This is a genomic window from Burkholderia sp. S171 (genome assembly GCF_009766085.1).
Classification (GTDB): Bacteria; Pseudomonadota; Gammaproteobacteria; order Burkholderiales; family Burkholderiaceae; genus Caballeronia.
In genome coordinates this window covers 68,156-90,914 of record NZ_LMUF01000001.1, presented here as the reverse complement: position 1 = coordinate 90,914, position 22,759 = coordinate 68,156, and the positions used below count along the sequence as shown (strand labels likewise).

The following is a 22,759-nucleotide window of genomic DNA, read 5'->3' as shown; positions in this document are numbered from 1 at the left end:
GTCATCTGCTCCGGTTTAGCGGGCGTCGAACGCGGGCATCACGTTGGAAATAAACAGCTCAAGCGAACGGCGCTTGCGCTCGAAGCTCATGTTGCTGTCGAGCCAGAAACTGTATTGATCGAAACCGAGTTCTTCATACTGTTTCAACCGGTCGATGACATCGGCAGGCTGGCCGACCACCAGGTTCTTGCGAATCTGCTCCGGGGTGTACTGCGGGAACGACGCAATGTCGGCTTCTGTCAGCGGTTCAATGAAGCCTTGCTCGACCGGCCGCTCGTTCTTGAACCACTTGCTGAAATAACAATAGAAACGGCTCAGGTCCGCCACGGCGGCGTCGACTTCCGCGGCGTCCGCACCCACGAAGGTGTGCATCAGCAGCATGATCTGCGGACGCGGCACGTCGGGGTTCGCCTTGCAAGCCGCGTTGAAACGGTCCATCAGGTTCACCACTTCAGTGTCACCGGCAGCCAGCGACGTGACCTGCACATGGCACCCGTTCCTTACCGCGAACTCATGCGAATTCGGATCGCGCGCGGCGAGCCACATCGGCGGATTGGGTTGTTGAATCGGGCGCGGCACCGGCGTGGTCGAAGGCCATGACCAGAACTCGCCCTTGTGCGCGTAGTCGCCCTTGAACAGGTTGCGCAGTGCCGGCACGAGTTCACGCATCCGTGCACCTGCACCGAACGCGTCGAGGCCCGGCAGCAAGCGTTCGTATTCGAAGGAATACGCACCGCGAGCAATACCGAGGTCGAGACGCCCATTGCTCGCGACATCGACCATGCCGGCTTCGCCCGCCAAGCGGATCGGATGCCAGAACGGTGCGATCACCGTGCCCGTGCCGAGACGAATGCGTTCGGTGCGCGCGGCAAGGTACGAAAGGTTGATGAAGGGATTCGGCGCGATCGTGAATTCCATCGCGTGGTGTTCGCCGACCCACGCGGTTTCGAAGCCTCCCTTTTCCGCGATCTGGACCAGCTCGGTGAGTTCGTCGAAGAGTTGCCGATGCGACGTGTGTGCGTCGTAACGCTCCATATGGAGAAACAGCGAAAATTTCATGATCGACCTATGTGCCAAGGAAAACAGTCCGTCTTGCTGCGGGCGCGATGAACCCGGCGTTTAGCCGGCCGTGTCCCGCTTCGTGTCGACCGCTTGAACGTTGCGGCTGGTATTACGGTATTCCATCGAATGTCGCAAATCAAGCGTTTCAATATTATGGTATTCCATAATATTAGATGCGCGTGCGGGAGGGTTTAGGGAGGCTCAGAAAGGCGCGGACGTGCGGGGGAGTTCGTCCTGAGAGGAATCGGGAGGTTGAAGCGGCTGTCGTGAGAGGGAAACGGATGAATAAACTGAGGGATAGCGATCCGCTGACCTACGGCCGTTCCAGATAACCGAAAACCGCCCGGATCACCCGGCGTTCCAGTTCGTCGATGTCCGTTTCACCGCGCTCTCCCGCGGAGTCGGTCAACCCGCGGGTCATCGCCAGGATGTCGCAGGTCAGGACGGAAACGTCCTCCGTTGAGCACTCCGGCCGCTTCTTCAGCACCTCGGCAATTGCTGCCTGAATGGTGCTGCCAACACGCACGGCATGCGCCGGAAACGGTAATCGGGCTTCCTCGAAATCGAGCAGCCGTGCAAGTTTCGGACGGGTGAGTTGATGCTCTGTCGCCCCGCGCACCATTGCCCTTAGCGCGGCTGCCCAGTCGTCCACGCGCGCCGCCTTCACCACGGCGTCCAGTAAGACTGCCGACTGCTGCTCGATCAACGCAATGGTGATCGCGTCCTTACCGGGGTAGTACTGGTAAAGCGAGCCGATACTCACGCCCGCACGCTCAGCAATTGAATTGGTCGTGTAACTCTCGAAGCCCTGCTGCTCGAGAATGTGAGCCGCTGCTTCGAGATGACGCCCACGGTCCGGCTCGAACGTGGCTGAGCCGGTTGTTTTCTGGGGTTGAGGCGGGTAGCGGAGCGCGGTGGCGTCATGTCCGGAATGCGAGTAGCCGATGTGAGCTTGTACTCGTATTATCTATCAAACGTTTCGGCGAATGTTTTGTCCGATTACTTTTCGGCTTTTAAACGCCTCCTTTGCGCTTCGACTCCATCTCATGATAATTAGCGATCCTTATATTTGTTCCTCCTTGCTCCGTGGCATCACCGACCAGTTAGCTGCATCGGCCGCGCCGCCCAAGCCGGACGAGACGGTCAGTCAGCTCATACAACGTGTTACTCAAGCAAGCGCTTGGGCTAAAACGATGATGCAAACGGCACTCAGCCAACATTATCCGGATGTTGGATGGTCCGGTTCGGAGGCAGAACCGGGCCATCCCGATGAAGCGGCTGCTTCGAGTCCGTATTGGGTCTATGACCCGATCGACGGTGCGTATCATTATGTTCAGGGATTGCCGCTATGGTCCAGTTCACTGGCTTTGATCAGCGAGGGCCGCACGGTCTTTTCAATTGTCTACGAACCGTCGCTGCGTGAACTTTTCGTCGCGACAGAATCCGGGGGCGCGACGCTTAACGGTGTGCCGTTGCGAGTATCGGGAAAGTCGGATTTGCGCCCAGCGGTTGTTGCCACCGCGTTGACTCCTTTTGGATACGGCGACGAGAGCGAACACCGTCGATCGGTGGCGTTGCTTGGCGCAATGTCGAGGCGTGTGTTTGTCGTGCGGCAGATGGCGTCCGCGTCGCTGCAGTTGGCTTATGTGGCTGCCGGACGGTTAGATGCTTATTGGGAAACTGGCAATGATTTATACGACTGGATGGCGGGCGCGCTGCTGGTTGAAGAGGCCGGCGGTCAGGTCACGGACCTTGCCGGCGCGCCGCTAGGCTCGAACAAGAATGGCATTGCAGCGGCGCCGGCAGAGCTTGCGGTTGCGTTGCGCGAAGGCCTTGCGTCGTACTAGGCACGTCTGCCGGTTGTCGAAATCACAATGGCGTAATTAAGTACGATTTTTTCGTAGCCCAAGCATTCGGACAGGCATCCGGCGTTGGGCGACTACCGCGCAACTAAGCGTTGAAAAACTCAACCGCAAATTTGATGAGTTCCGCCTGACCTTCAATATCCAATTTACGCTTGATGGACATTCTGTGTGTCTCCACCGTCCGGATTGAAAGTTCGTGCAGGACTGCAATTTGCTTATTTGACAAGCCGTCTGCTATATCCCGCAGTAGTTCTTGCTCGCGAGGTGTCAGTTTTTTCGTTTGCAAGTAGCGAACCGAGTCGGGCGTGAGACCTTTTTTCGGCAAGTCAGCGGTTTGCTTGAGATGAGCGTTGAAGTAGGTGCCACCGCCCAAAATGGTGTAAATAGCCGCTATGATTTCCGTGGCGGGTGCGTCCTTCAGTACATACCCGCTCGCGCCTGCCGCGCGTGCCTCGGCCATGTATTCTGCATTGTTGTGCATCGATAAAACGAGAACGTGCATCTCCGGTCGACGCACCCGGATTTCGCGCGTGAGCGCTACTCCGCTACCGCCTTTCATGCTCAGGTCGGTCAAGACCAGATGCGGTCCAACGCGCTCTATCACGCTGAGCGCTTCGGGCATATTGCTCGCCTCGCCCACCACCCGAAAGCCGTCGATTGCATCCAGACGCAACTTCAAGCCGTCGCGCACAAGCTGATGATCGTCTACTAGCAAAATGTCGATAGTGCCTGTCATGTCCTGGCGCGGCCCGATGCAATGGTGGGAAGGTCGACAGGAATGACCGCTTTCAACTCGGTTCCTCCCTGCCGCGATTGAATCACGAATACGCCGTTAAGCGACTCCACACGTTCGCGCATATTGCGCAGTCCGATTCCTCGGCGGGGATCGGACTGTACTGCGTCGTAACCAAAGCCGACACCATCATCGATTATCGTCAGAATCACCCGACCCGGCGCGCAGGCGAGCGTCATGCGCGCGCTGGATGCATGCGCATGACGCTGGATATTCGTAAGCGCTTCCTGCGCCACGCGAAACAGCGCGGTATTCACCGCATCGGGCAACGTATGCGCATCGCTTGATGCGGCATCGACTTCAATTTTAGTGTGAGGCGTCTCGCCCATTTCGTTGAACTCACGCGCTAGCTGGCGAAGCGCGGCGCCCAAGCCGAGATCGTCCAGCATGGCTGGCCGCAGATCGTGAGAGATCTGCCTGATTTCGGCTAAGGTTCGATTGGTTTGGGCCAGCGCTTTTTGTATGGGCGGTCCGCTCGAATCATTTCGATCCGAGTTCGACGGCTTGAATGCGAGCGCCGATTCCAGCAACAACTTGATCGACACAAGCATCTGACTAATGCCATCGTGGAGCTCACGTGAGAGACGCCCTCTTTCCGCTTCCTGTGATTCCACCACCTGGCGAGCCATGATTTTCAGCTGTGCGTCCGAGCTACGGTGATCGGTCACGTTCAACGCGATGCCACACGCGCCAATGAACCCCATGCCTAATGCACCTATTAACCCGATCAGGAACAGGGTATGGCGAATATTGGACGATGCCTGCCGCCCGGTTTGCAAGAGCGCCATGTTGACGTCGTCCAGGTAGATGCCGGTGCCGACCATCCAACCCCATCGTTCGAAAGTCGTGACATAACCTAGCTTGGATTCGAGCTTATGAGTCGATGGACGCTCCCACAAATATTCCACGAAACCGCCACCGTTCCTCGCCTGTTTCAATAGCGACTGAATAGTAAGCGCGCCGTTAGGATCGTGCATGGACCAAAGATTGGTGCCAACGAGCCCCGACAATCTTGGGTGCATCAGCAGATTGCCTTGCAGGTCATAGACAAAGAAATAGCCGTCGTTACCGAACTCCAGTTTGGACAATACCGCTAGCACCTGGGCGCGCGTCTCAGGATCGTCGCGGCCTGAGTTGTACAGCGGCGCGACTGCACTTTTCGCTAGCGCGACGTAATTCTTGAGTTCGACTTCCTTGCTGCTTCGGTAAGCTGCCGCAACGGCGCGCTGCTCGGAAGTCGACAAGGCGCTGGCTTGCAAGGACACCGCAATGGCGATCGTAGCCATTGCTCCAATGAACGGCAGAAGAGCGAGCACCAACCACTTACGCCTCATTCCGTGCAAAGAGAGTCGCATCCCAAAGGTTCCGCGTAAAAGTTAGACTGCCGGGCGAACGGCCCGCGTAGTTCGGATTGTGCCATCGTGACAGCCAGGCGCTCTTAAGCGACGCTAAGTCTGCGTAGTAATACGTAGGGTGATTCCTCGCTTGACGATCGATCGATACGCTCTGCGCAAGCCTTGCATGCTAAGGCCCCATCACGCCGCCGCCCTCTACGTATTACTACGGAAGGCGGCTCAAGCAATTCCACCAATACTCCGGCTCCAGTTCCAAAAGAAACTGAATCCAGGAGATTGATGTGAGCTCAGAAAGCATTCCCGGCGGAAAACGTACAGCGGGCACGCTGTTGTTGTTGATCCCCTACTTGGCCTTATTGTGGCTGCCTTTTTATAACGATGCACACCCCTCGTTGATGGGTTTCCCGTTTTTCTATTGGTACCAGTTATTGTGGGTGCCGTTGACGTCGTTGATTTTATACGTGGTTTACAGGTGGGTCCGATAATGCCGACGACATTCAACTGGACCTCCGGTCTCGTATTCCTTGGATTTTTTGCGCTAGTCACGGTGCTTGGCTTTTTCGCGGCGCGCTGGAAAGCTGGCGACCTCACCCAATTGCATGAGTGGGGTCTGGGCGGCCGGCAGTTTGGCCCGGTCATTTCATGGTTCCTGGTGGGCGGCGATTTCTATACCGCTTACACAGTCATCGCCGTGCCCGCGCTGGTTTATGCAGTCGGCGCTTATGGCTTTTTCGCGCTGCCTTACACCATCATCGTCTATCCATTTGTGTTTGCGGTGATGCCCAAATTGTGGTCGGCCTGTCAGAAGGGCAATCACATTACGGCGGCTGACTTCGTGCAGGGCATCTATGGCGGGCGCTGGTTTGCAGCGGCCATCGCCCTGACGGGGATCATCGCAACCATGCCTTATATCGCGCTGCAACTCGTCGGCATGCAGGTGGTGATCAAGAGCCTCGGCGTGACCGGCGAGTTGCCCCTGGTCGTCGCTTTCGTCATCCTTGCGGTGTACACCTATGCGAGCGGTTTGCGCGCGCCGGCCATGATCGCCTTTGTCAAAGACATCATGATCTATATCGTGGTGATCGCAGCGATCTGGCTTATTCCGAGCAAGCTCGGCGGCTATGCGTCGGTGTTCGATGCAGCGGATCACTTCTTCACAGCCAAAGGCGGCACGACGGGCATCACGCTCAAGGCTAGCCAGTTCACGGCTTATGCATCGCTGGCATTCGGGTCGGCGATGGCAGCCTTTATGTACCCGCATACGCTGACGGGCGTGCTGAGTTCGAAAAGCGCGAAGACGATCAAGCAAAATGCGATCGCCCTGCCCGCTTACACGCTGCTCCTGGGCTTGATTGCACTCCTCGGCTACATGGCGATTGCAGCGGGCGTGAAAGTGACATCGGCAACTGACGTAGTGCCTGCGCTGTTCCTCAAATTGTTCCCGTCGTGGTTCGTCGGCTTTGCAGCCGCCGCAATCGCGATTAGCGCGCTAGTGCCTGCCGCCATCATGTCGATTGGCTCGGCCAATCTGTTCACGCGCAATTTGTGGAAGCCGCTGGTCCAGCCGAATATCACGCCGTCGCAGGAAGCGACGAATGCGAAAGTGGTATCGCTGGCGGTAAAGTTGGGCGCGTTGGTATTCATCATTTTCCTGCCAACACAGTTTGCAATCGACCTGCAACTGCTTGGCGGAGTCTGGATACTGCAGACGTTTCCCGCCGTGGTGTTTTCGCTCTATACGCGCTGGCTCAAGCTGCCTGCTCTGTTTATTGGCTGGCTGGCAGGTATTGGGCTGGGGACCACGCTCGCGTTCATGCAAGGCATCAAGCCCATTTACGCGGTTCATCTGGGTGGCGCAACGTATCCGGTCTATATCGGCGTGCTCGCGCTGGGCGTCAATATTGTCCTGACCGTCGTGCTGTCGGCTGTGTTGCCTGCGAGAAGCCCGTCTATGACCCGGTCTTCGATCTAGGGTATCGGGACACTAATCCGACCACAGGCTGGCGTTTTCAGACACCAACGCGCTAACGAAAACGCCAGTTGTGCCCCTCTTGCGCGCGAAACATTTCGAACCCATCGGCTTTCTCTAGCGCGATACGCTGATCGATCGCATCGCTCGATATCGTGTTGAAATCGAACAAGCCATAGTGATGCGCGATCATCGCTTGAGCGCCACCGTTGCGCGCCAACACCACCGCTTCATCAAGCGTGAAGTTGCCCGGCACGCCATTGCCGCTGCGCTGCGCATCGCGTCCATTGACCGGCAACAACGCAACATGCGGGGCATGCGCGGCCACCGCATCCTCAAGACCCGCATACGGGATGCAATCGCCCGAATGATACAAACGGACGCCCCCGGCATCGATCACATACCCTAGCCACGGATAGTGACCGTCCGCGTCCCGGTCCAGCGTCTCGTGCGCAGATGCAATTGGCGAGACGAAACAGCCGTCCAAAATCTCCGTCCGGTCGCCCGCATTCACCGCAATCAGGCGATCGAGACTCACTCCGCATCGTTTGACCGCTTCATCGATTACCGCCGCGGGTACAACGAAACGAGCTTGCGGGAATCTTCGCGCTAACGGCTGCAACGTCCCCGGGTCCATGTGATCCGTGTGCCGATGCGTGCACAGCACGATATCCAGCCGGTCCAAGTCATCGGGCAGGATGGGCGCAGCCATCATCCTCGTATGCGGAAATTTCGTGCCCTGATATTTCTCCGCCAGCGAATCCGACAGGTAGGGATCGATCAACATTCTGAAGCCGTTAAACTCGATCACGAATCCCGCTTGCCCCAACCAGTGCAACGTCACTTCACCTGATCGAGGCGACGAGCGCGGATCAAGAAGCCAGTCACGCAATGACGTATGGAATGTCTCAACGCGAAGGTCTAGCAACCTAGAAGAATCACCAGCAGACATAACCGCCGTCGGCAAGCACGATAGATCCGGTCATCAGACTCGCCGCGTCGCTGGCGAGGAACAGAATGACCGCTGCCACTTCATCAACGCGTCCCATCCGGTTCATCGGCGTACCGCCGACCCAGTGCTGCAATTTCTCCTTGTCCTGGTAGACATAGGTGTTCATCTCGGTGTCGATATACGTTGGCGCAACGGCATTCACGCGCACGCCCCGTGCGCCCCACTCCGCTGCCAGCGACTTCGTCAGGTGATGCACCGCCGCCTTCGACGCGTTGTAGTTCACCTGCTCCTGCGGCCGGTTGACAATAAACCCGGACATGGACCCCACGTTCACAATGCTGCCCGCGCCGCGCTCGAGCATGCCCTTGCCGAATGCGCGGCAAGCCCAGAACACGCCATTGAGATTGACGTCGATGACCTTGTTCCAGATCTCGTCGGTCATGGTCTCAGCCGGATGATTCGAGATTGCGATACCCGCGTTGTTGACCAGCACGTCTACGCGGCCGTGGCGCGCGACGACGGCGTCGTTGACGCGCTGAGCAGCGCCGGGATCGGTGACATCGAAGAGCTCGGTTTCCACGCGAAAGCCCTTCGATGCCAGCGTGTCGGCGGCCTGAGCAAGCAAGTCAGCGTTCATGTCCGTCAGAACAACCAGCGCGCCGGCTTCAGCCAGCGCCTCAACGGTGGCAAGGCCGATGCCTCGCGCCGCGCCGGTGACAACGGCGATCTTGCCGGTCAGCTTGAACTTGTCGAGATACATGCATTGATCCTTAAATGGGTTGAGCGGGCGCCGGCTTGCCGGCTTGTGCCGCGATCCGGCTGATCTCGTCGAACTCGGGGCCGCGCACCGGAATGTCGACGTGAAAGACTTCGGCAATCACGCGGGTCCAGCCATAGATGAAGTAGGTCCAGCCGTCCTCAATCTGAAGCTTACGCGCGCTTGCCTGAGCCCGCGCCTGATCGAGGAAAATCAGCTTGCCACGATAGTTCAGGTCCCACACAACTGCGCGCTCCGGGAATAAGGCCGCGTTGCTCAACGGCGAACCCGGCGCGTCCTTGCCCAGCCCTGTGGCGTTGATCACCAACGCGCCCGGCGACAAATGCTGCAGGACGGCATCGTTATCTTCCGCCTTCGGTGCAACGACATATTCGCATGGAACATCGAATTTCAGTTCACGATGGATGCGTTCGATTTCCTCCAGCCTGCCAGCCGATCGATTCGACACAATGACCTTCGAAGGACGGTTTGCGCCGCGTTCCTTTTGCATCAGATGCCAGGTCAGTGCGATAGTCGACCCACCCGCACCCATCGAAAAAACTTCCGCGCCGGTGGTCGCGAAGTGATCCTGGTGGAGGAAACCATCGAGCGCGAAACCCGATGTGATCGGATCCTTAGCATGACAGATGAATTTTCCATCCTGCTTGGAGAGACAACTCGTTTCGCCCATGATGCGCGCGGTTGGATCGATGACATCGAAAATAGGCTGACAAGCCGCGTACAAATCGATCTTGTGTGTAGTGACCAATGCGCCGAGCGACAGCGGATCATGCTTGATGAATTCAACCGCTTCCCTATAGGCTTCGGGCGATGCATGTGGCTGGAAGTCGATGCCCTTGATTTCCACGTCGCCCAGACCGAGATGCTTCGCCCATTCGGGGAACACGCGCATGATCGAACTCTGCGCGGTCGTCACGCCGATGAAATAGAACGTGGGCCGCGTGGCGGGTTGATAGATTGTCATCGCGACATTCCTTCCTTGGCCAGGACACCACGCGCCAGCAGTGCTTCGACTTCCTGCTCCGTGCGCGCCTTGTACCGCGGGTTGAGTACGCTGCGCCACGAACCCGCACCGTCATCGACTATGCGCAGCTTCATGCCGTTCGACTGCTCGATGATCGCGTAGTCCTGACCCGAATCCGCCGGATAACAGAACAGCATCACGAAGTCCTCTTGCCCAAGATTCACTGACCGGTGAATCCAGCGCGGGGGCACATAACACGCCGTGTTCGCCCTGATCTCGACCACACGCGTATCGCCGGTCGGCGACTCCATCACCATCACACCGAAACCCTTGAGCCCGAAGTACAACTCGGGCCGGTCGATAGCCGCGTGAATGTGGCCTCGCGTCATGAAGAATTCATCACCGACCTTGCCAGGGCTCATGCGGGTCACGCCGGTGATCAGGTCGCCCGGGTTGCTGTTGGGCCGGTAATCGGTGACTTCATAGACCACCTCATCGCCGCGAGCGGCTGCGAGCGCCTCGAACGCAGCGGGATCGGCATACAGCCCGTCCAGGTCGCGCAAAAACTTCTGATAGCGCGAGTCGGTGCCGGTCATCAAGCCGGTCTGCAAGTCGACATCGAAGGAACGCGGTTCAGGCCATTGCATCGGGTCCATCTCCTTGAAATTGCGAGTCGCTTCGCCTTGATGAACCTGATTGGGTGTCATCGCAGGCAAAACGTTAGTTTTAATAATGATAACTTCAACTAAAAATCAAAACATGGGGGTTTTCCCCGAAGCTTAACCTCTGTTTTTCCGCTTAATGATAGCTATACTATCGTTCATGATGTGCAGACACAACGTTACTCTTGCTAACGTTACGATGCACGCAAAGTTGAAAGCAAGGCAAGACGGATCGCCAGAAGCCGCCTTAAGCCAACCCGCCCGGAGAGATTCGATGCACGAACAATCGTCCCCTGAGCGCCGCCCTTCCCAGCCCGTTGTGAACGCGCTGCGCGAGGCGCTCGGAGCCGAAGTAGTCAGCCTGCCGCACGAGTTCGCTGGCCGGAAGAACTCGGACTCGAGCCGCATGCCGTCCGGTGAGCCGCTGGCGTTGATCCGGCCGCGTTCGACGGAACATGTCGCTATTGCGCTGCGGATCTGCCATCAGCACAGGCAAGCGGTCGTCACCCAGGGCGGGCTAACAGGTCTCGCGGGAGGGGCGACTTTCCTTGGCGGCGAGGTGGCGTTAAGCCTGGAATTGATGAACGGCATTGAAAATATCGACTCCGTCAGCGCTTCGATGACGGTGCTGTCCGGCACGCCGCTGCAGATCGTCCAGGAAGCCGCGGATGCTGCGGGCTTCATGTTTCCACTCGATCTCGGTGCGCGTGGAAGCTGCACGATCGGCGGCAATCTCGCGACCAACGCCGGGGGCAATCGCGTGATCAAGTACGGGATGATGCGCGACCAGGTGCTTGACATCGAAGCCGTGCTGGCGGATGGCAGCATCGTTGGCGGCTTGCGCAAGATGATCAAGAACAATACGGGCTACGACCTGCGTAACCTGCTGATCGGCAGCGAAGGAACCTTGGCCGTCATCACGCGCGCCGTGCTTCGTCTGCGGCCGAAACCCCGCGCGGTATCCACGGCATGGTGCGGCCTGCCGAACTATGACGCCGTGACTACCTTGTTGCGACGCGCCCAGGAAAGCCTGCCGGCGGGTGTGTCGGCATTCGAAGTCATGTGGCCGGGCTATTACGATTTCGTGCTGTCGCGCTTACCTGAATTGCGGGCGCCGCTTGAAGGAAAACATGCGTTCTACGTGCTGCTGGAAAGCAGCGGCGCCGATCCCGAACGGCAGGCCGACGCCTTTGAAGAATTTCTCTCGGGCATGCTCGAAGAAGGACTCCTTAGCGATGCGGCACTCGCTTCATCGGAGTCGGATGCCGCCGCGTTCTGGGCGATTCGCGACGCGCCCGGTGAATATCAACGGCTGATTCCAGGCCGCGTTTCCTTCGATGTCAGCTTCTCGATTGCCGACGTGGGCGAAGCCGCTCGCCGATGCGAACAGCAGCTTCGCGAACATTGGCCCAACGCGACCATCCTGATCTATGGACATCTGGGCGACGGCAACCTGCATATCGTCGTTCAGGAACCTGACTGGCCGTCCGACACAGCGCCTAAAGTCCAGGCGGTGGTGTACGGCGTAACCGGCGCGATGGGGGGATCGGTATCGGCGGAACACGGCATTGGCACGAAGAAACTGAAGGTGCTGGCGTTGTCGCGCACGCCGGCCGAACTGGCAGCCATGCGTGCGATCAAGGCTGCTCTGGACCCGCTGAACATCCTCAATCCCGGAAAGTTGTTGCCGCACTGATGCAAGAGTAATCGAGTTTTTTAAACCGCCAAACCCTAACAACAGGAGGAGACATGACGCGGTTCGTGAAGCAGGTGATGTGTGGTGTAGCGCTGGCAGTGGCAAGCGTAGTGGCAACGGCCCCGGCGTTTGCTGCCGACAAGATGAAAGTAGGCATTTCCATGAAGGTGCTCAACGCGCCTTACTTCTCGGCTGCCATGGAGTCAGCCAAGGCACGTGCTGCAGAAAACGGCGCCGAAGTGATTACCGCCGACGCCCAGGGCAAGATGGGCAAGCAGATCTCGGACGTGGAAGACATGTTGACGCGTGGCATCAAGGTGCTGATCATCGACCCGGCCGATCCCAAAGGTCTTGTCAATGCGGTGAACACAGCCACTGCCGCCGGCGTGAAAGTGGTGGTGATCGACAGTACGCTCGACCCCAAGGCTAACTACCTGACGCTCGTGCAATCGTCGAATCGTGAGAACGGTGCGCTGGTCGGCTCATGGGTTGTCGACACCATGGGTGACAAGCCGCTGAAGATCGCGCTGATCTCCGGCGAGAAAGGCAACCCGGTCGGCAAGGAACGGCGCGATGGCGTGATGGAAGGGATTATCGAAGCGCAGCTCGCCAAGACTGGCAAGGTCAACATGCAGATCGTCGGTCAGGGCTGGGGCAACTGGTCGGATGAAGGCGGGTTGAAGGCCATGGAAGATTTGCTGGTTGCTAACAAGGACATCAACATGGTGCTCGGCGAAAACGACAGCATGGTCCTCGGCGCACGGCGCGCAATCGAAAGTGCGAACCGCCAGGGCATCACGCTGGTTGCCGCAGCCGACGGTCAGAAGGAAGCGCTCAACCTGATCAAGCAGGGCAAGTACGGCGCGACCGCACTGAACGATCCGGCACTCGTTGCGCGCACGGCGGTGGACATCGGCATGAAGGCCGCGAAGGGTGAAGCGACCAACGTGCCGAAGATTTCGTACACGCCGTCCGCCGTGATCGACAAAGACAACGTCGACAAGTTCTACAACCCGAAAGCGATCTTCTAAAGACGCACGGGTTCATGCAACGCGCGCCGGCCTTGCCGGTGCGCGTGCATCCTGGAGACACCTTCATGATTCCATTCATCGCCTTGACCGGCGTCGACAAACGCTTCGGCGGCATTCACGCCATTGAAGGCGTCGACTTCGATGTCCTTAGCGGCGAAGTCCATGCGCTCGTTGGTGAGAACGGCGCGGGCAAGTCGACGCTGATGCGCATTATCGGCGGCGGTCATCAACCCGATGCCGGGACGATCAAGATCGAAGGACGCGCACTATCTCTTCGCAATCCGCATGCGGCCATGGAAGAAGGCATCGCGGTGATTCATCAGGAAACGGCATTAGCGCCGGATTTGTCGGTGGCAGAAAACGTGTTCCTCGGCGCGTTGCCCGCCGTGATCGACTGGCGAACGCTCCGCAAGAATGCGCATGGATTGATCGCGAGTCTCGGCTTCGACATCGACCCCTCTGCGCTAGTCAGCGGTCTGTCTGCGGCGCAATGCCAGGTCATCGAAATTGCCAAGGCGCTTAGCCGGCAAGTGAAGCTGCTGGTGCTCGACGAACCGACTGCTGCGCTCGCGCCATCGGATGCCAACAAGCTGCTTGAGATTGTGCGCGACCTGCGCTCGCGCGGCGTGGGCATTGTGTATATCTCGCACCGGCTGGAAGAGGTGTTTGCCATCGCGGACCGCATCACGGTGCTCAAGGACGGTAAGCGTGTGGACACCGTCAAGCCTGCTGATCTCAGCATGGATGAACTCATTCGCAAGATGGTCGGCCGACCGCTCTCCGTGCTGTTCCCCCAACGTCATGCAACGCTTGGCGACGAAGTGCTGAAGGTAACGGACCTGGCACGCGGCCACGCCGTACGCAACGTCTCGTTCACGCTGCGCGCCGGCGAAGTGGTCGGGCTGGGTGGACTGATTGGCTCGGGACGCACGGAAGTCGCCCGGCTGATCTTCGGCGCGGACACCCGGGATTCCGGCACCATCGAGCTGAAACAAAAGCTGCTGGCTGTGCGCTCGCCCATGGCAGCGGTCAAGGCCGGCATCGGCTTCGTTCCTGAAGACCGTAAGGGCCAGGGCGCGGTTTTATCGATGCCGATCCGCGTCAACGCCACGCTCGCTTCGCTTAAATCCGTCAGCCTCCCCGGCGGTTTCCTCGCCTTCGGCCGCGAGCGCGCATTCGTTCAAAAGTTGATGGAACAACTCCGCATCAAGGCCCGTTCGATGGACGCCGATGTCTCGACGTTATCCGGCGGCAATCAGCAAAAAGTCGTGCTCGCCAAATGGTTTCACGCGGACGGCGACCTGATCATCCTCGACGAACCCACCCGCGGTGTCGACGTGGGCGCCAAGGTCGAAATCTATACGTTGATCAACCAGTTGGCGGAACGCGGCAAGGCAGTGCTCGTGATCTCGTCGGAGCACCAAGAGTTGATGGGCCTGTGCGACCGCATTCTCGTGATGGGCGAAGGGGAGATTCGCGGCGAACTCCAGCCCGCCGATTACAGCGAAGAGCAGATTCTCTCGCTCTCCTTGCGACGTGTGTCGAACGAAGCGCCCGCAGCGCTCACCCACTAAACCAGACCCGGAGACTCGCATCATGAATCCCAGCGCCGTCAGTCAGAAAACGCATCAGGCGCAATCCGGCCACGCAAGACAATGGTGGTCGGTCGCGCGCCGCTTCAACACGGTCGCCATCCTGATCGTGCTCGTGATCGCCGCATCATTCGTGTCGAGCGACTTCTTCTCGGTGCCGAACCTGTCCAACATTTCGCGTCAGGTCGCGGGTGTCGGCATCATGTCGGTCGGCATGCTGCTGGTTGTGCTGACCGGCGGCATCGACTTGTCGGTCGGCTCCATTGCGGCGCTTGGCAGCGTGGTCTCGGCCATGCTCATTCCCCAGTACGGTTTGAGCGCCGCCCTCCTCGTCACGCTGCTGGTCGGTGGTCTCTGCGGCTTTGTATCGGGCGCGTTGATCGCATGGTTCCGCCTCACGCCGTTTGTCGTCACGCTCGCGATGATGACCGTTGCGCGCGGTGTGGCCATGATCGTCTCCAACGGCTCGCCGATCCTCGTCGATGATCCGGGTCAGGCGTTGCTCGACTTCGGCCGTCATTCGTATTTCGGCATACCGGGCCCGACACTCGTGATGCTGATCGTATTCGTGATCGGCGGGATTGCGCTGAACCGGCTTCGTGCAGGCCGCGTGGTCCGCGCGATTGGATCGAACGAGGAAGCCGTGCGGCTGTCGGGCGTACCCGTTGCGCGCCACGTGCTCGGCACCTATGTCAGCTCGGGACTGCTGGCGGCGCTTGCCGGTATCATCTCGACGTCGCGCGCCGGAGTGGGTGCGCCGACAGTCGGCGTGGGCGACGAGTTGACCGTGATTGCCGCGGTCGTGATCGGCGGCGCGAGTCTGGCGGGCGGTAAAGGCGGTGCCTTGAATACGCTGATGGGCGTACTGATTCTGGGTGTGATCGGCAACATCATGAACCTCGCCAGCGTGCCGGGTTACCATCAGCAAGTGGTGATGGGCGTGATTATTGTCGCTGCTGTCCTGTCGCAGCGCGGCGCCCGTTTTTGGCGCCGTTAGGCGAATCGGATAGATGACTCCGATACACTGGCTAGTCTGGTCTTAGGCCTGCACAGGGCGCCGCTTGCGGCGCCCTGTGCACAATGAACGAAGGAACATCGAGTGCCCGATTACAACATCCTCGAACTGATCGACCGCGCGCGTCCCGGCCTTCGCCGCGGCAGCCGGCAAGTGGCCGAGTACATCCTTGCAAATTTGGGTTCGATCTCCGACATCAACCTGGCCGAGCTTGCCCGCAACGCACAGGTCAGCGAGCCGACCGTGCTGCGCTTTTGCGCGACGCTCGGATGCAGCGGCTTCAAGGACTTCAAGATCCGCATGGTGCAGAGCCTGGCCCTCGGTGCACCGGCCACGCACTCGGTGCTCGCCAAGGGCGACGACCCGGAGACCATCGCCACCAAGATCTTCGACTACACCATCACAAGCCTCGACTGGGCGCGCAAGAAGCTGGATTTCGCGGCTATTGGACGGGCAGTGGATTTGCTGGTCAAGGCGCGGCGGATCGAGTTCTTCGGCTTTGGTGCGTCGGGCATTGTCGCGCTGGATGCGCAGCAGAAGTTTCCGCTCTTCGGCGTGCCGTGCGTCGCGCATCAGGATTCGCACCAGCAGTTCATTGCGGCGTCCATGCTCAAGCCCGGCGATGCAGTCGTGGCCATCTCGAACACGGGCGCCACCCGCTCGCTGATCGAGGTCGCGCGGACCGCGAAGGAACGCGGCGCAAGCGTCATTGTGATTACCGGATCGAATAGTCCATTGGCAAGCTTCTCGGACGTCGCGGTGATTGCGGAGACGCTGGAGAATACCGACGTCTATACGCCGACCACGTCGCGGCTTGCCGCACTTGTCATTATCGATATTCTCTCGACCAGCGTCGCGCTGCGCAAAGGCGATGCGCATATGCTCGCCGTGCTGGACATGAAAAAGCGCTTGGCCGACATGCGCTCGACCGGCGTGATTTGATAGCGGCAGCCCTCGTTGCTCGCATCAAATGACAGAGACCTCTCCGGTCTTTGCATAAGGCGCTCGCCTCCCGCTCAGGGATCTGCTTAGGACCGGCTTAAGGATCTGCATGAGGATTTGTTTAAGGATTTGCTAAGGCAGACAAGCCTGAATTCCCTCGAAATTACTAGCCTTTCAATAAGCTGTTGTGCAAATAACACGCATTCGGATCGAATGTTCCATGCGGGCACGATGGTAAATATCATTTCACAAAATTGAAATCGGGCCAGATTAAGGTTCGTCGAGCCGGACGTTCAGTACCCTTCAAAATCCTTACATTCCGATGGATATTGGGCGATTCCCCCTGCTTGTGATCAGGTCGGCCCTAAGCCGGACGGTTTGGAATGCTAATTATTTCGGCCATATGAATTTTTGGCACATTGCTTTAGAAAGCAACGGAATAACGAAACAACCAAACATCGGTGGGACTTTCCGACCCTATCAAATACGATACCTCTTCTTTTACAAACTGAAACACAAGAAAATGAAAATTCAAAAGACCACGGCCGCCATCCTTGCTATCGGAGCATTGTCCGGCGCCGCACACGCACAAAGCAGTGTGACGCTGTACGGCATCGCCGACGGCGGCATTCTGTTTAACAACAACGTCAAGGGTGCGAAGCTCTACGCGTTGTCGAGCGCTAATTCATCACGCTGGGGTTTGCAGGGCGCTGAAGACCTGGGCGGCGGCCTCAAGGCGATCTTCACCATTGAAAACGGTTATACCCTCGGCACCGGCGCGCTTAGCCAGGGCGGCCTGGAATTCGGCCGCAAGGCCTTCGTCGGCCTGAAGAGCGATACGTACGGTACGGTGACGCTGGGCCGTCAGTACTCGGCAAGTAACGACGCCACCGCCACGTTTGCATCGGGCGCTGACTGGGCTGCATCCGGCCTCGGCTACGGCACGCGCGCAGGCGACGTCGATAACGTGGATACGTCGAACCGCATCCAGAATGCCATCAAGTACACGAGCCCGAACTATCGCGGCCTGACGGTCGGCGTCCTGTACAGCCTGGGCGGCCAAGCCGGCCAGTTCTCGCGCAACGCAGTCACCGACGCAGCCGTGTCGTACGCGAATGGCCCGCTCAAGCTTGGCGCGAGCTACAACTTCACCAAGGACCCGTACTACTCGACGTTCGGCAACCAGGGCAACTCGTCGTCGCCGACGTCCTCCGCCACCGGCGCGAACAACAACATGGCAAGCCGCATTTACGGCGGCTACGCGTCGGCAGGGTCGCAGCAGATCATCACGGCCGGCGGTTCGTACCTGGTGGGTCCGGCAACGATCGCCCTGCTCTACTCGAACACGCAGTTCCAGAACCTCGGTCAGGTCAATGCAATTGGCAGCTACGGCACCAAGTACAACGGTGGCACTGCTACGTTCAATTCGGGCGAACTGAACGTGAAGTACGCGCTGACCCCGGCGCTCACGCTGGCCGGCGCTTACATCTACACGCATAACAGCGGCGCCGATGGCGCAGGCAGCGCCAAGTACAACCAGTTCAACCTGGGCACCATCTACTCGTTGTCCAAGCGCACTTCGTTCTACGCAATTGGATTCTTCGAGACAGCATCGGGCGTCGATTCCACGGGCAAAACGGCAGTTGCAGACTTCAGCGGCTCGTCGTATTCGTCTAACAACCACCAGTTGGCAGCCATCATTGGCATGACCCACAAGTTCTAAATTGTGGTGTGACGCTTTGGGACGTACCCCTAAGCGTTATTTGAAGTACGCGGCCTTTTCTCTCCGGTTTTTTCCGGGTAGCGAAGGCCGTTTTTTTCGTCTCACACGCCCGTTGCGTACCCGCCGTCCACAGGCAAGGTCACGCCCGTGATGAACGCCGATGCCGGCGATGCCAGGAACAACGTCGCGCCAACCAGATCGTCCACTTCGCCCCAACGCTTGAGCGCGCTACGCGCCGCGATCTTCTCCGCGCTGGCCGGGACATCCCACAGCGCACGCGTCATGTCGGTGCGGTGGTAGCCCGGCGCAATCGCATTGACCCGCACGCCCGCCGGACCAAACGCGTGAGCCAGTGAACGCGTCAAGCCAAGAATGCCGCTCTTGCTCGCACAATAAGCCGGCACATCCACGTCGGCGATATAACTCAGCATCGACGCCACGTTGACGATCGATCCACGCGCATGCTCAAGTTTGTCACGAGCGGCCATCGCGAGCCGCATGGCGGCCGTGAGGTTCACGTCGATCACTTCGCGAAAGACATCGTCACGATACTCATCGACCGGACGCGCCACGCCCGCCGCATTTACCAACACGTCGAGCACGCTCAGCGTAGCGACGAAACGTTTGATGGCGTCGTTATCGCGGACATCCAGTTGCTCGAAACGGATGCCTTCGAGCGCGGCGTCCGCGCGCAACCCTTCGAGTTTGTTAGTCGAGCTGCCGGTTGCGATCACCTTTGCCCCCAGCGCTGAAAAGCCTTGCGCGATCGCGAGTCCGATACCACTGGTTGCGCCCGATACGAGCACCGTCTTGCCATCGAAGAGGCCGGGACGGAACGCGGCTGTTTCCGCGCCTTTGAGTTCGCCTGTCATGATGTTGTCTCGCTTTTGAATTTAGTTATCGAATCGGGCCGCGTACCGGTCCATCGCCTTCAACGCGGCAACAACCAGGGGTGCATCGACGGGATACGGTTCGTTATGGATGATCTCGCCCGCCCGGCATGCACGCTTGGCCACGGTCTCAAGCGCCGCTTCATCGTTCACGTCCACGTTGATCTGTGCAAGACGCGTAGGCAGGCCAACAGCGCGGCAGAAACGGAACACGCGAGCCCGTTCGTCGTCAGGCACCGCCGATAAAAACAGCGACGCCAGCACGCCGACCGCGACTTTCTCGCCATGCAGCAAGCCATGCGATGAAGGCAGGTCCGCGAGGCCGTGATGAATGGCGTGCGCCGCGGCCACGCCACCCGACTCGAAGCCAATGCCCGACAGCAGCACCGTCGCTTCCAGCGTGGCGTCGAAGTCCGGCGTCACGATTTGCGCGCGGCAATCGTCCACCGCCTGTACGGCATGCGCGAACAAGGTATCGCGGCAGAGCTTTGCCGCCTCGAACGCGAGCGCCGTGCCACGACCGCCGCAAAGATTCTTCGCATAGGAACGGCGGCACGCATCGGCTTCGTAAAAGGTCGCTAGCGCGTCACCAATGCCTGCGATAAAAAAGCGCACGGGCGCGCGCACGATCAGGCTGGTATCGAGCAGCACGAGATCCGGATTGCGGCGCACGAAGCGGTCGCGCACCACCCGGCCCTCCTCGTCGTAGATCACGGCAAGCGCTGAACACGGCGCATCCGATGCGGCAATGGTTGGTACGCATACGAACGGCAGGCGCAGGTCGTCCGCCGCAGCGCGGCCCGTATCGACCACCTTGCCGCCACCGAACGAGACCACGATGTCCGCCCCGCTCTCGCGAATCCATGCAGCCGCAGCGGCGACGGAGCGTTCGGTGCACGCAGCATCGACGCTACGCACAGCGAGCTTCACACGGTCAGCCTTCGACAACGAAGGTTCAAGCAAAGTGGCAACGTTGCTATCGACGAGACACGCTGCGTGCGTGCCTAAGCGTGCTAGTTCCGTGTCGAGCGTATCAAGCGCGCCTGCGCCCTGGACGTATCGCGAGGGGAAGATGCTGGTTCGAAGCATGGCGGGTTTAGAAAGAAGGAATGAGTTGAACGCCGAGTGCATCGGCGAGTTCGTATTCGGATCGCACAATGCGCGAGCCCTCGGGAAAGGTACCGGCAGCGCTTTCATGCTCGGGCCATGCAAGCACCCGCATGCCAGCCGCGATACCCGCACGGGCGCCGGTCGGGCTGTCTTCCACCACGATGACTTCCCCGGCCGTTACACCCAGCAGCCACGCGGCGCGCTGGTACGGCTCGGGGTCGGGCTTGCCGGCACGCACGTCGTTGACGCTGACGGAGATCAGTTGCGGGTCCTGCAAGTCGAGCGCGCGAAGCCCCGCTTCAAGCAACATACGCGATGAATTCGACACAATCGCCTGACGGATTCCCGCTGCACGCACCGCGTGATAGACGCTGAGCGCGCCGGGTCGTGGCTGCATCTTCGGGGCTTCGGACAGATAGTGCCGCGCCCTTGTCATCGACCATTGGCCGTAGTCGAAATCGATCCCGAAACGCTCGCAGCAATACGCGTGCACCTCGCGGCCGGTCTTACCGAATATCGCCGCATGCAGGTCATCGTCCGCGGCTATTCCATGATGGGTCAACACGGCGACGAGTGTGCTCAGGTGCAGCGCTTCACTGTCGGCGAGCGTGCCGTCCATGTCCCACAGGACAGCCTTGATTGCTTGCGTCATGCATGAGCCTCGGCGAGACGATCGAGGTCGTCGTAGAACTGTTGCGAGCTCGTGTAGAGCCGCTCGAAGATCGGCATCATCCGATCGTAGATGTCACTGGCGCGCGGGTCCGGCAAGACCTCGCGCTCAAACTGAACGAAGGCTGCGACTGCATCGCCCAGACGCGCGAACTGGCCATGCGCGGTCGCGGCAAGAATCGCGCAACCGATCACACCGCATTCAAGTTGAGCCGGCACGAGGATGGGCGTGCGATACATGCTTGCCTTGATCTCAAGCCAAAGGGCAGCCTTGGCGCCCCCGCTTGCCGCAACCAGACGCTCCATGTGCACGCCCGCTGATTCGATCACGCCAATGTGCCGCCGCACGCCAAACGCGACCCCTTCTAATACCGCCCGATGGAGATGCGCCGTGCCATGCTTGGCCGCGATACCGAAGAACTGGGCGCGCGAATTTGAATGGTCGCCGAGCCTTTCACCGGTCAGGTAAGGCAGGAAGAACAGGCCCTCGGAACCGACGGGGGCATCGGCGGCTTTCTGCGCAACGGCCTCGTAACTCAGCGTGTTTTCGTGGAATGCACGACGCGCCCAACGCACTGCATCGCCGCCCGAATCGAGCAGCATGAATCTTCCCCAGAGCCCTTCCGCCGAGACCATGTTCGATACTTCCGGGTGCAGCATGGGGGTGTCCGCGATCACCGTGATGATCGACGATGTACCGGTTATGTCCGAGCCGAGACCGGGCCCGAACACACCTGATCCGAGCATCGAAAGCGCATAGTCCGCACCGCCAACCAACACGGGTGTTCCTTGGCGCAGGCCGGTTGCGCGAGCCGCTTCCAAGGTGACCGTTCCCAGTATTTCCTGCGGCGAACGAACGCGCGGAAGCTTGCTGCTGTCGAGTCCGAGTGCATCGAGCATGGGCTGGGACCAGGAGCGTGTCACCGGGTCCATCAGGAAGCTCGTGGAGGCATCGCTCCAGTCCCAGGCACGCTCACCTGTTAGCCGAAAGTTGATGTAGTCCTTCGGCATGAATACCGTTGCTGCACGTTCGTATGCATCGGGCTCGTTCTGCTTGAGCCATTGCAATTTGAAGCCGGGCCAGGCGGGTGTCGCCGGGTTGGCCGTCATTGGCAAATATGATGCAGCGTCATGGCACGCACGGAAGGCGGCCACTTGAGCAAGGGTGCGTTTATCGTTCCAGAGCGGTGCGGTTTCGCGAGTGAGCTGGCCGTCAGAATCAATGAGTACCGTGCCATGCATCTGGCCGCATGCGCAGATAGCCGCAATGTTTTCGGCTGCATGCGGCGTGTTGCCAAGGACCTCATGGATAGCACCGGCTACGCCCTGCCACCAGTCAGTGGGGCGCTGTTCGGACCAGCCGTAGCGCGGCACGATCTGCTCGTGTTCGCGCGCAGCAATGCTCACGATGACGCCATGCGAATTGACCAGGGCGGCGCGGGCGCTGCCAGTGCCAACGTCGATGGCGAGGTAATACGTCTCCATTACTCGAATCCTCAGCTAATGCCTGAACGAGCAAGCAAAAACCCGCTGAGGCGACCTGCGGGTTCTTGCATCTATGTTTTATTAACGTTATTTTGACTACGTTTTTTGCTCGTGTCAATTGGAGCATTTGCCCTAAACTAACGAATTTCGCCCCGTTTAACGATAGCGCACATGAATTTTATCGTTGTTTTTGCTAACTTTATCGC

The 22,759-nt window shown here is 59.3% G+C and carries 21 protein-coding genes; 9 read left to right on the top strand and 12 right to left on the bottom strand.

Annotated elements, in window-relative coordinates:
- Positions 1-15 precede the first annotated feature (15 nt).
- Together GSQ93_RS00405 and GSQ93_RS00400 are read right to left on the bottom strand one after the other, a co-directional pair.
- On the bottom strand, positions 16-1,059 hold the full coding sequence (locus GSQ93_RS00405; protein ID WP_158933718.1) for an LLM class flavin-dependent oxidoreductase: 1,044 nt from the start codon (positions 1,057-1,059) through the stop codon (positions 16-18).
- Positions 1,060-1,375: 316 nt separating this feature from the next.
- On the bottom strand, positions 1,376-1,825 hold the full coding sequence (locus tag GSQ93_RS00400; protein ID WP_367889722.1) for a TetR/AcrR family transcriptional regulator: 450 nt from the start codon (positions 1,823-1,825) through the stop codon (positions 1,376-1,378).
- 223 nt (positions 1,826-2,048) lie between these two features.
- Here GSQ93_RS00400 and GSQ93_RS00395 point away from each other — a divergent pair, with 223 nt between their 5' ends.
- Positions 2,049-2,909 carry an inositol monophosphatase gene (locus GSQ93_RS00395; RefSeq protein ID WP_367889721.1) on the top strand — a complete coding sequence of 287 codons (861 nt, stop codon included), beginning with the start codon at positions 2,049-2,051 and terminating at the stop codon, positions 2,907-2,909.
- Between the two features lie 103 nt (positions 2,910-3,012).
- Here the strand turns inward: GSQ93_RS00395 and GSQ93_RS00390 are convergent, their stop codons facing one another.
- Together GSQ93_RS00390 and GSQ93_RS00385 are read right to left on the bottom strand one after the other, a co-directional pair.
- A complete protein-coding gene (locus GSQ93_RS00390; protein WP_158933716.1) occupies positions 3,013-3,663 on the bottom strand; it encodes a response regulator transcription factor in 651 nt (216 codons plus the stop codon).
- A complete protein-coding gene (locus tag GSQ93_RS00385; protein WP_254073690.1) occupies positions 3,660-5,006 on the bottom strand; it encodes a cache domain-containing protein in 1,347 nt (448 codons plus the stop codon). The genes GSQ93_RS00390 and GSQ93_RS00385 overlap by 4 nt, the downstream gene beginning before the upstream one ends.
- Before the next feature lie 365 nt (positions 5,007-5,371).
- Between GSQ93_RS00385 and GSQ93_RS00380 the strand changes: the two genes are divergently transcribed.
- Together GSQ93_RS00380 and mctP are read left to right on the top strand one after the other, a co-directional pair.
- On the top strand, positions 5,372-5,560 hold the full coding sequence (locus GSQ93_RS00380) for a DUF3311 domain-containing protein (protein WP_158933814.1): 189 nt from the start codon (positions 5,372-5,374) through the stop codon (positions 5,558-5,560).
- Positions 5,560-7,047, top strand: a complete 1,488-nt coding sequence (gene mctP, locus GSQ93_RS00375; protein ID WP_158933715.1) for a monocarboxylate uptake permease MctP — start codon at positions 5,560-5,562, stop codon at positions 7,045-7,047. Before GSQ93_RS00380 ends, mctP begins: the two co-directional genes overlap by 1 nt.
- Positions 7,048-7,099: 52 nt before the next feature.
- On the opposite strand, the gene GSQ93_RS00370 is transcribed toward mctP, so the two are convergent.
- Genes GSQ93_RS00370 through GSQ93_RS00355 form a run of 4 tightly spaced genes read right to left on the bottom strand, consistent with a single transcriptional unit; the run spans position 7,100 to position 10,385 of the window.
- Entirely contained in the window at positions 7,100-7,996 is an 897-nt protein-coding gene (locus tag GSQ93_RS00370; RefSeq protein WP_301952038.1) for an MBL fold metallo-hydrolase, read from the bottom strand.
- Complete coding sequence (locus GSQ93_RS00365) at positions 7,983-8,756, bottom strand: SDR family NAD(P)-dependent oxidoreductase (RefSeq protein WP_158933713.1); 774 nt, start codon at positions 8,754-8,756, stop codon at positions 7,983-7,985. The genes GSQ93_RS00370 and GSQ93_RS00365 overlap by 14 nt, the downstream gene beginning before the upstream one ends.
- 10 nt (positions 8,757-8,766) lie before the next feature.
- Entirely contained in the window at positions 8,767-9,738 is a 972-nt protein-coding gene (locus GSQ93_RS00360; RefSeq protein WP_158933712.1) for a shikimate dehydrogenase, read from the bottom strand.
- Positions 9,735-10,385, bottom strand: coding sequence for a glucose-6-phosphate isomerase (locus GSQ93_RS00355; protein WP_158933711.1), 651 nt, complete (start codon positions 10,383-10,385; stop codon positions 9,735-9,737). Before GSQ93_RS00355 ends, GSQ93_RS00360 begins: the two co-directional genes overlap by 4 nt.
- Before the next feature lie 289 nt (positions 10,386-10,674).
- Between GSQ93_RS00355 and GSQ93_RS00350 the strand changes: the two genes are divergently transcribed.
- From GSQ93_RS00350 to GSQ93_RS00325, 6 genes are all read left to right on the top strand, one after another.
- On the top strand, positions 10,675-12,096 hold the full coding sequence (locus GSQ93_RS00350; protein WP_158933710.1) for an FAD-binding oxidoreductase: 1,422 nt from the start codon (positions 10,675-10,677) through the stop codon (positions 12,094-12,096).
- A gap of 53 nt (positions 12,097-12,149) precedes the next feature.
- Positions 12,150-13,127 carry a substrate-binding domain-containing protein gene (locus tag GSQ93_RS00345; RefSeq protein ID WP_158933709.1) on the top strand — a complete coding sequence of 326 codons (978 nt, stop codon included), beginning with the start codon at positions 12,150-12,152 and terminating at the stop codon, positions 13,125-13,127.
- Positions 13,128-13,192: 65 nt separating this feature from the next.
- A complete protein-coding gene (locus GSQ93_RS00340) occupies positions 13,193-14,701 on the top strand; it encodes a sugar ABC transporter ATP-binding protein (protein ID WP_158933708.1) in 1,509 nt (502 codons plus the stop codon).
- A gap of 22 nt (positions 14,702-14,723) precedes the next feature.
- A complete protein-coding gene (locus GSQ93_RS00335; RefSeq protein ID WP_158933707.1) occupies positions 14,724-15,716 on the top strand; it encodes an ABC transporter permease in 993 nt (330 codons plus the stop codon).
- A 102-nt stretch (positions 15,717-15,818) separates the two neighbouring features.
- Complete coding sequence (locus GSQ93_RS00330; RefSeq protein WP_158933706.1) at positions 15,819-16,676, top strand: SIS domain-containing protein; 858 nt, start codon at positions 15,819-15,821, stop codon at positions 16,674-16,676.
- A gap of 523 nt (positions 16,677-17,199) precedes the next feature.
- Complete coding sequence (locus tag GSQ93_RS00325) at positions 17,200-18,399, top strand: porin (RefSeq protein WP_367889720.1); 1,200 nt, start codon at positions 17,200-17,202, stop codon at positions 18,397-18,399.
- A 101-nt stretch (positions 18,400-18,500) separates the two neighbouring features.
- Here the strand turns inward: GSQ93_RS00325 and GSQ93_RS00320 are convergent, their stop codons facing one another.
- Genes GSQ93_RS00320 through GSQ93_RS00305 form a run of 4 tightly spaced genes read right to left on the bottom strand, consistent with a single transcriptional unit; the run spans position 18,501 to position 22,553 of the window.
- Positions 18,501-19,271: an SDR family NAD(P)-dependent oxidoreductase gene (locus GSQ93_RS00320; RefSeq protein WP_158933705.1), complete on the bottom strand. Its 771-nt coding sequence runs from the start codon at positions 19,269-19,271 to the stop codon at positions 18,501-18,503.
- 21 nt (positions 19,272-19,292) lie between these two features.
- On the bottom strand, positions 19,293-20,378 hold the full coding sequence (locus GSQ93_RS00315) for a glycerol dehydrogenase (protein ID WP_216857557.1): 1,086 nt from the start codon (positions 20,376-20,378) through the stop codon (positions 19,293-19,295).
- A gap of 7 nt (positions 20,379-20,385) precedes the next feature.
- Positions 20,386-21,051 carry an HAD family phosphatase gene (locus GSQ93_RS00310; protein ID WP_158933703.1) on the bottom strand — a complete coding sequence of 222 codons (666 nt, stop codon included), beginning with the start codon at positions 21,049-21,051 and terminating at the stop codon, positions 20,386-20,388.
- Complete coding sequence (locus GSQ93_RS00305) at positions 21,048-22,553, bottom strand: FGGY-family carbohydrate kinase (protein WP_158933702.1); 1,506 nt, start codon at positions 22,551-22,553, stop codon at positions 21,048-21,050. The genes GSQ93_RS00310 and GSQ93_RS00305 overlap by 4 nt, the downstream gene beginning before the upstream one ends.
- Positions 22,554-22,759: the final 206 nt, after the last annotated feature.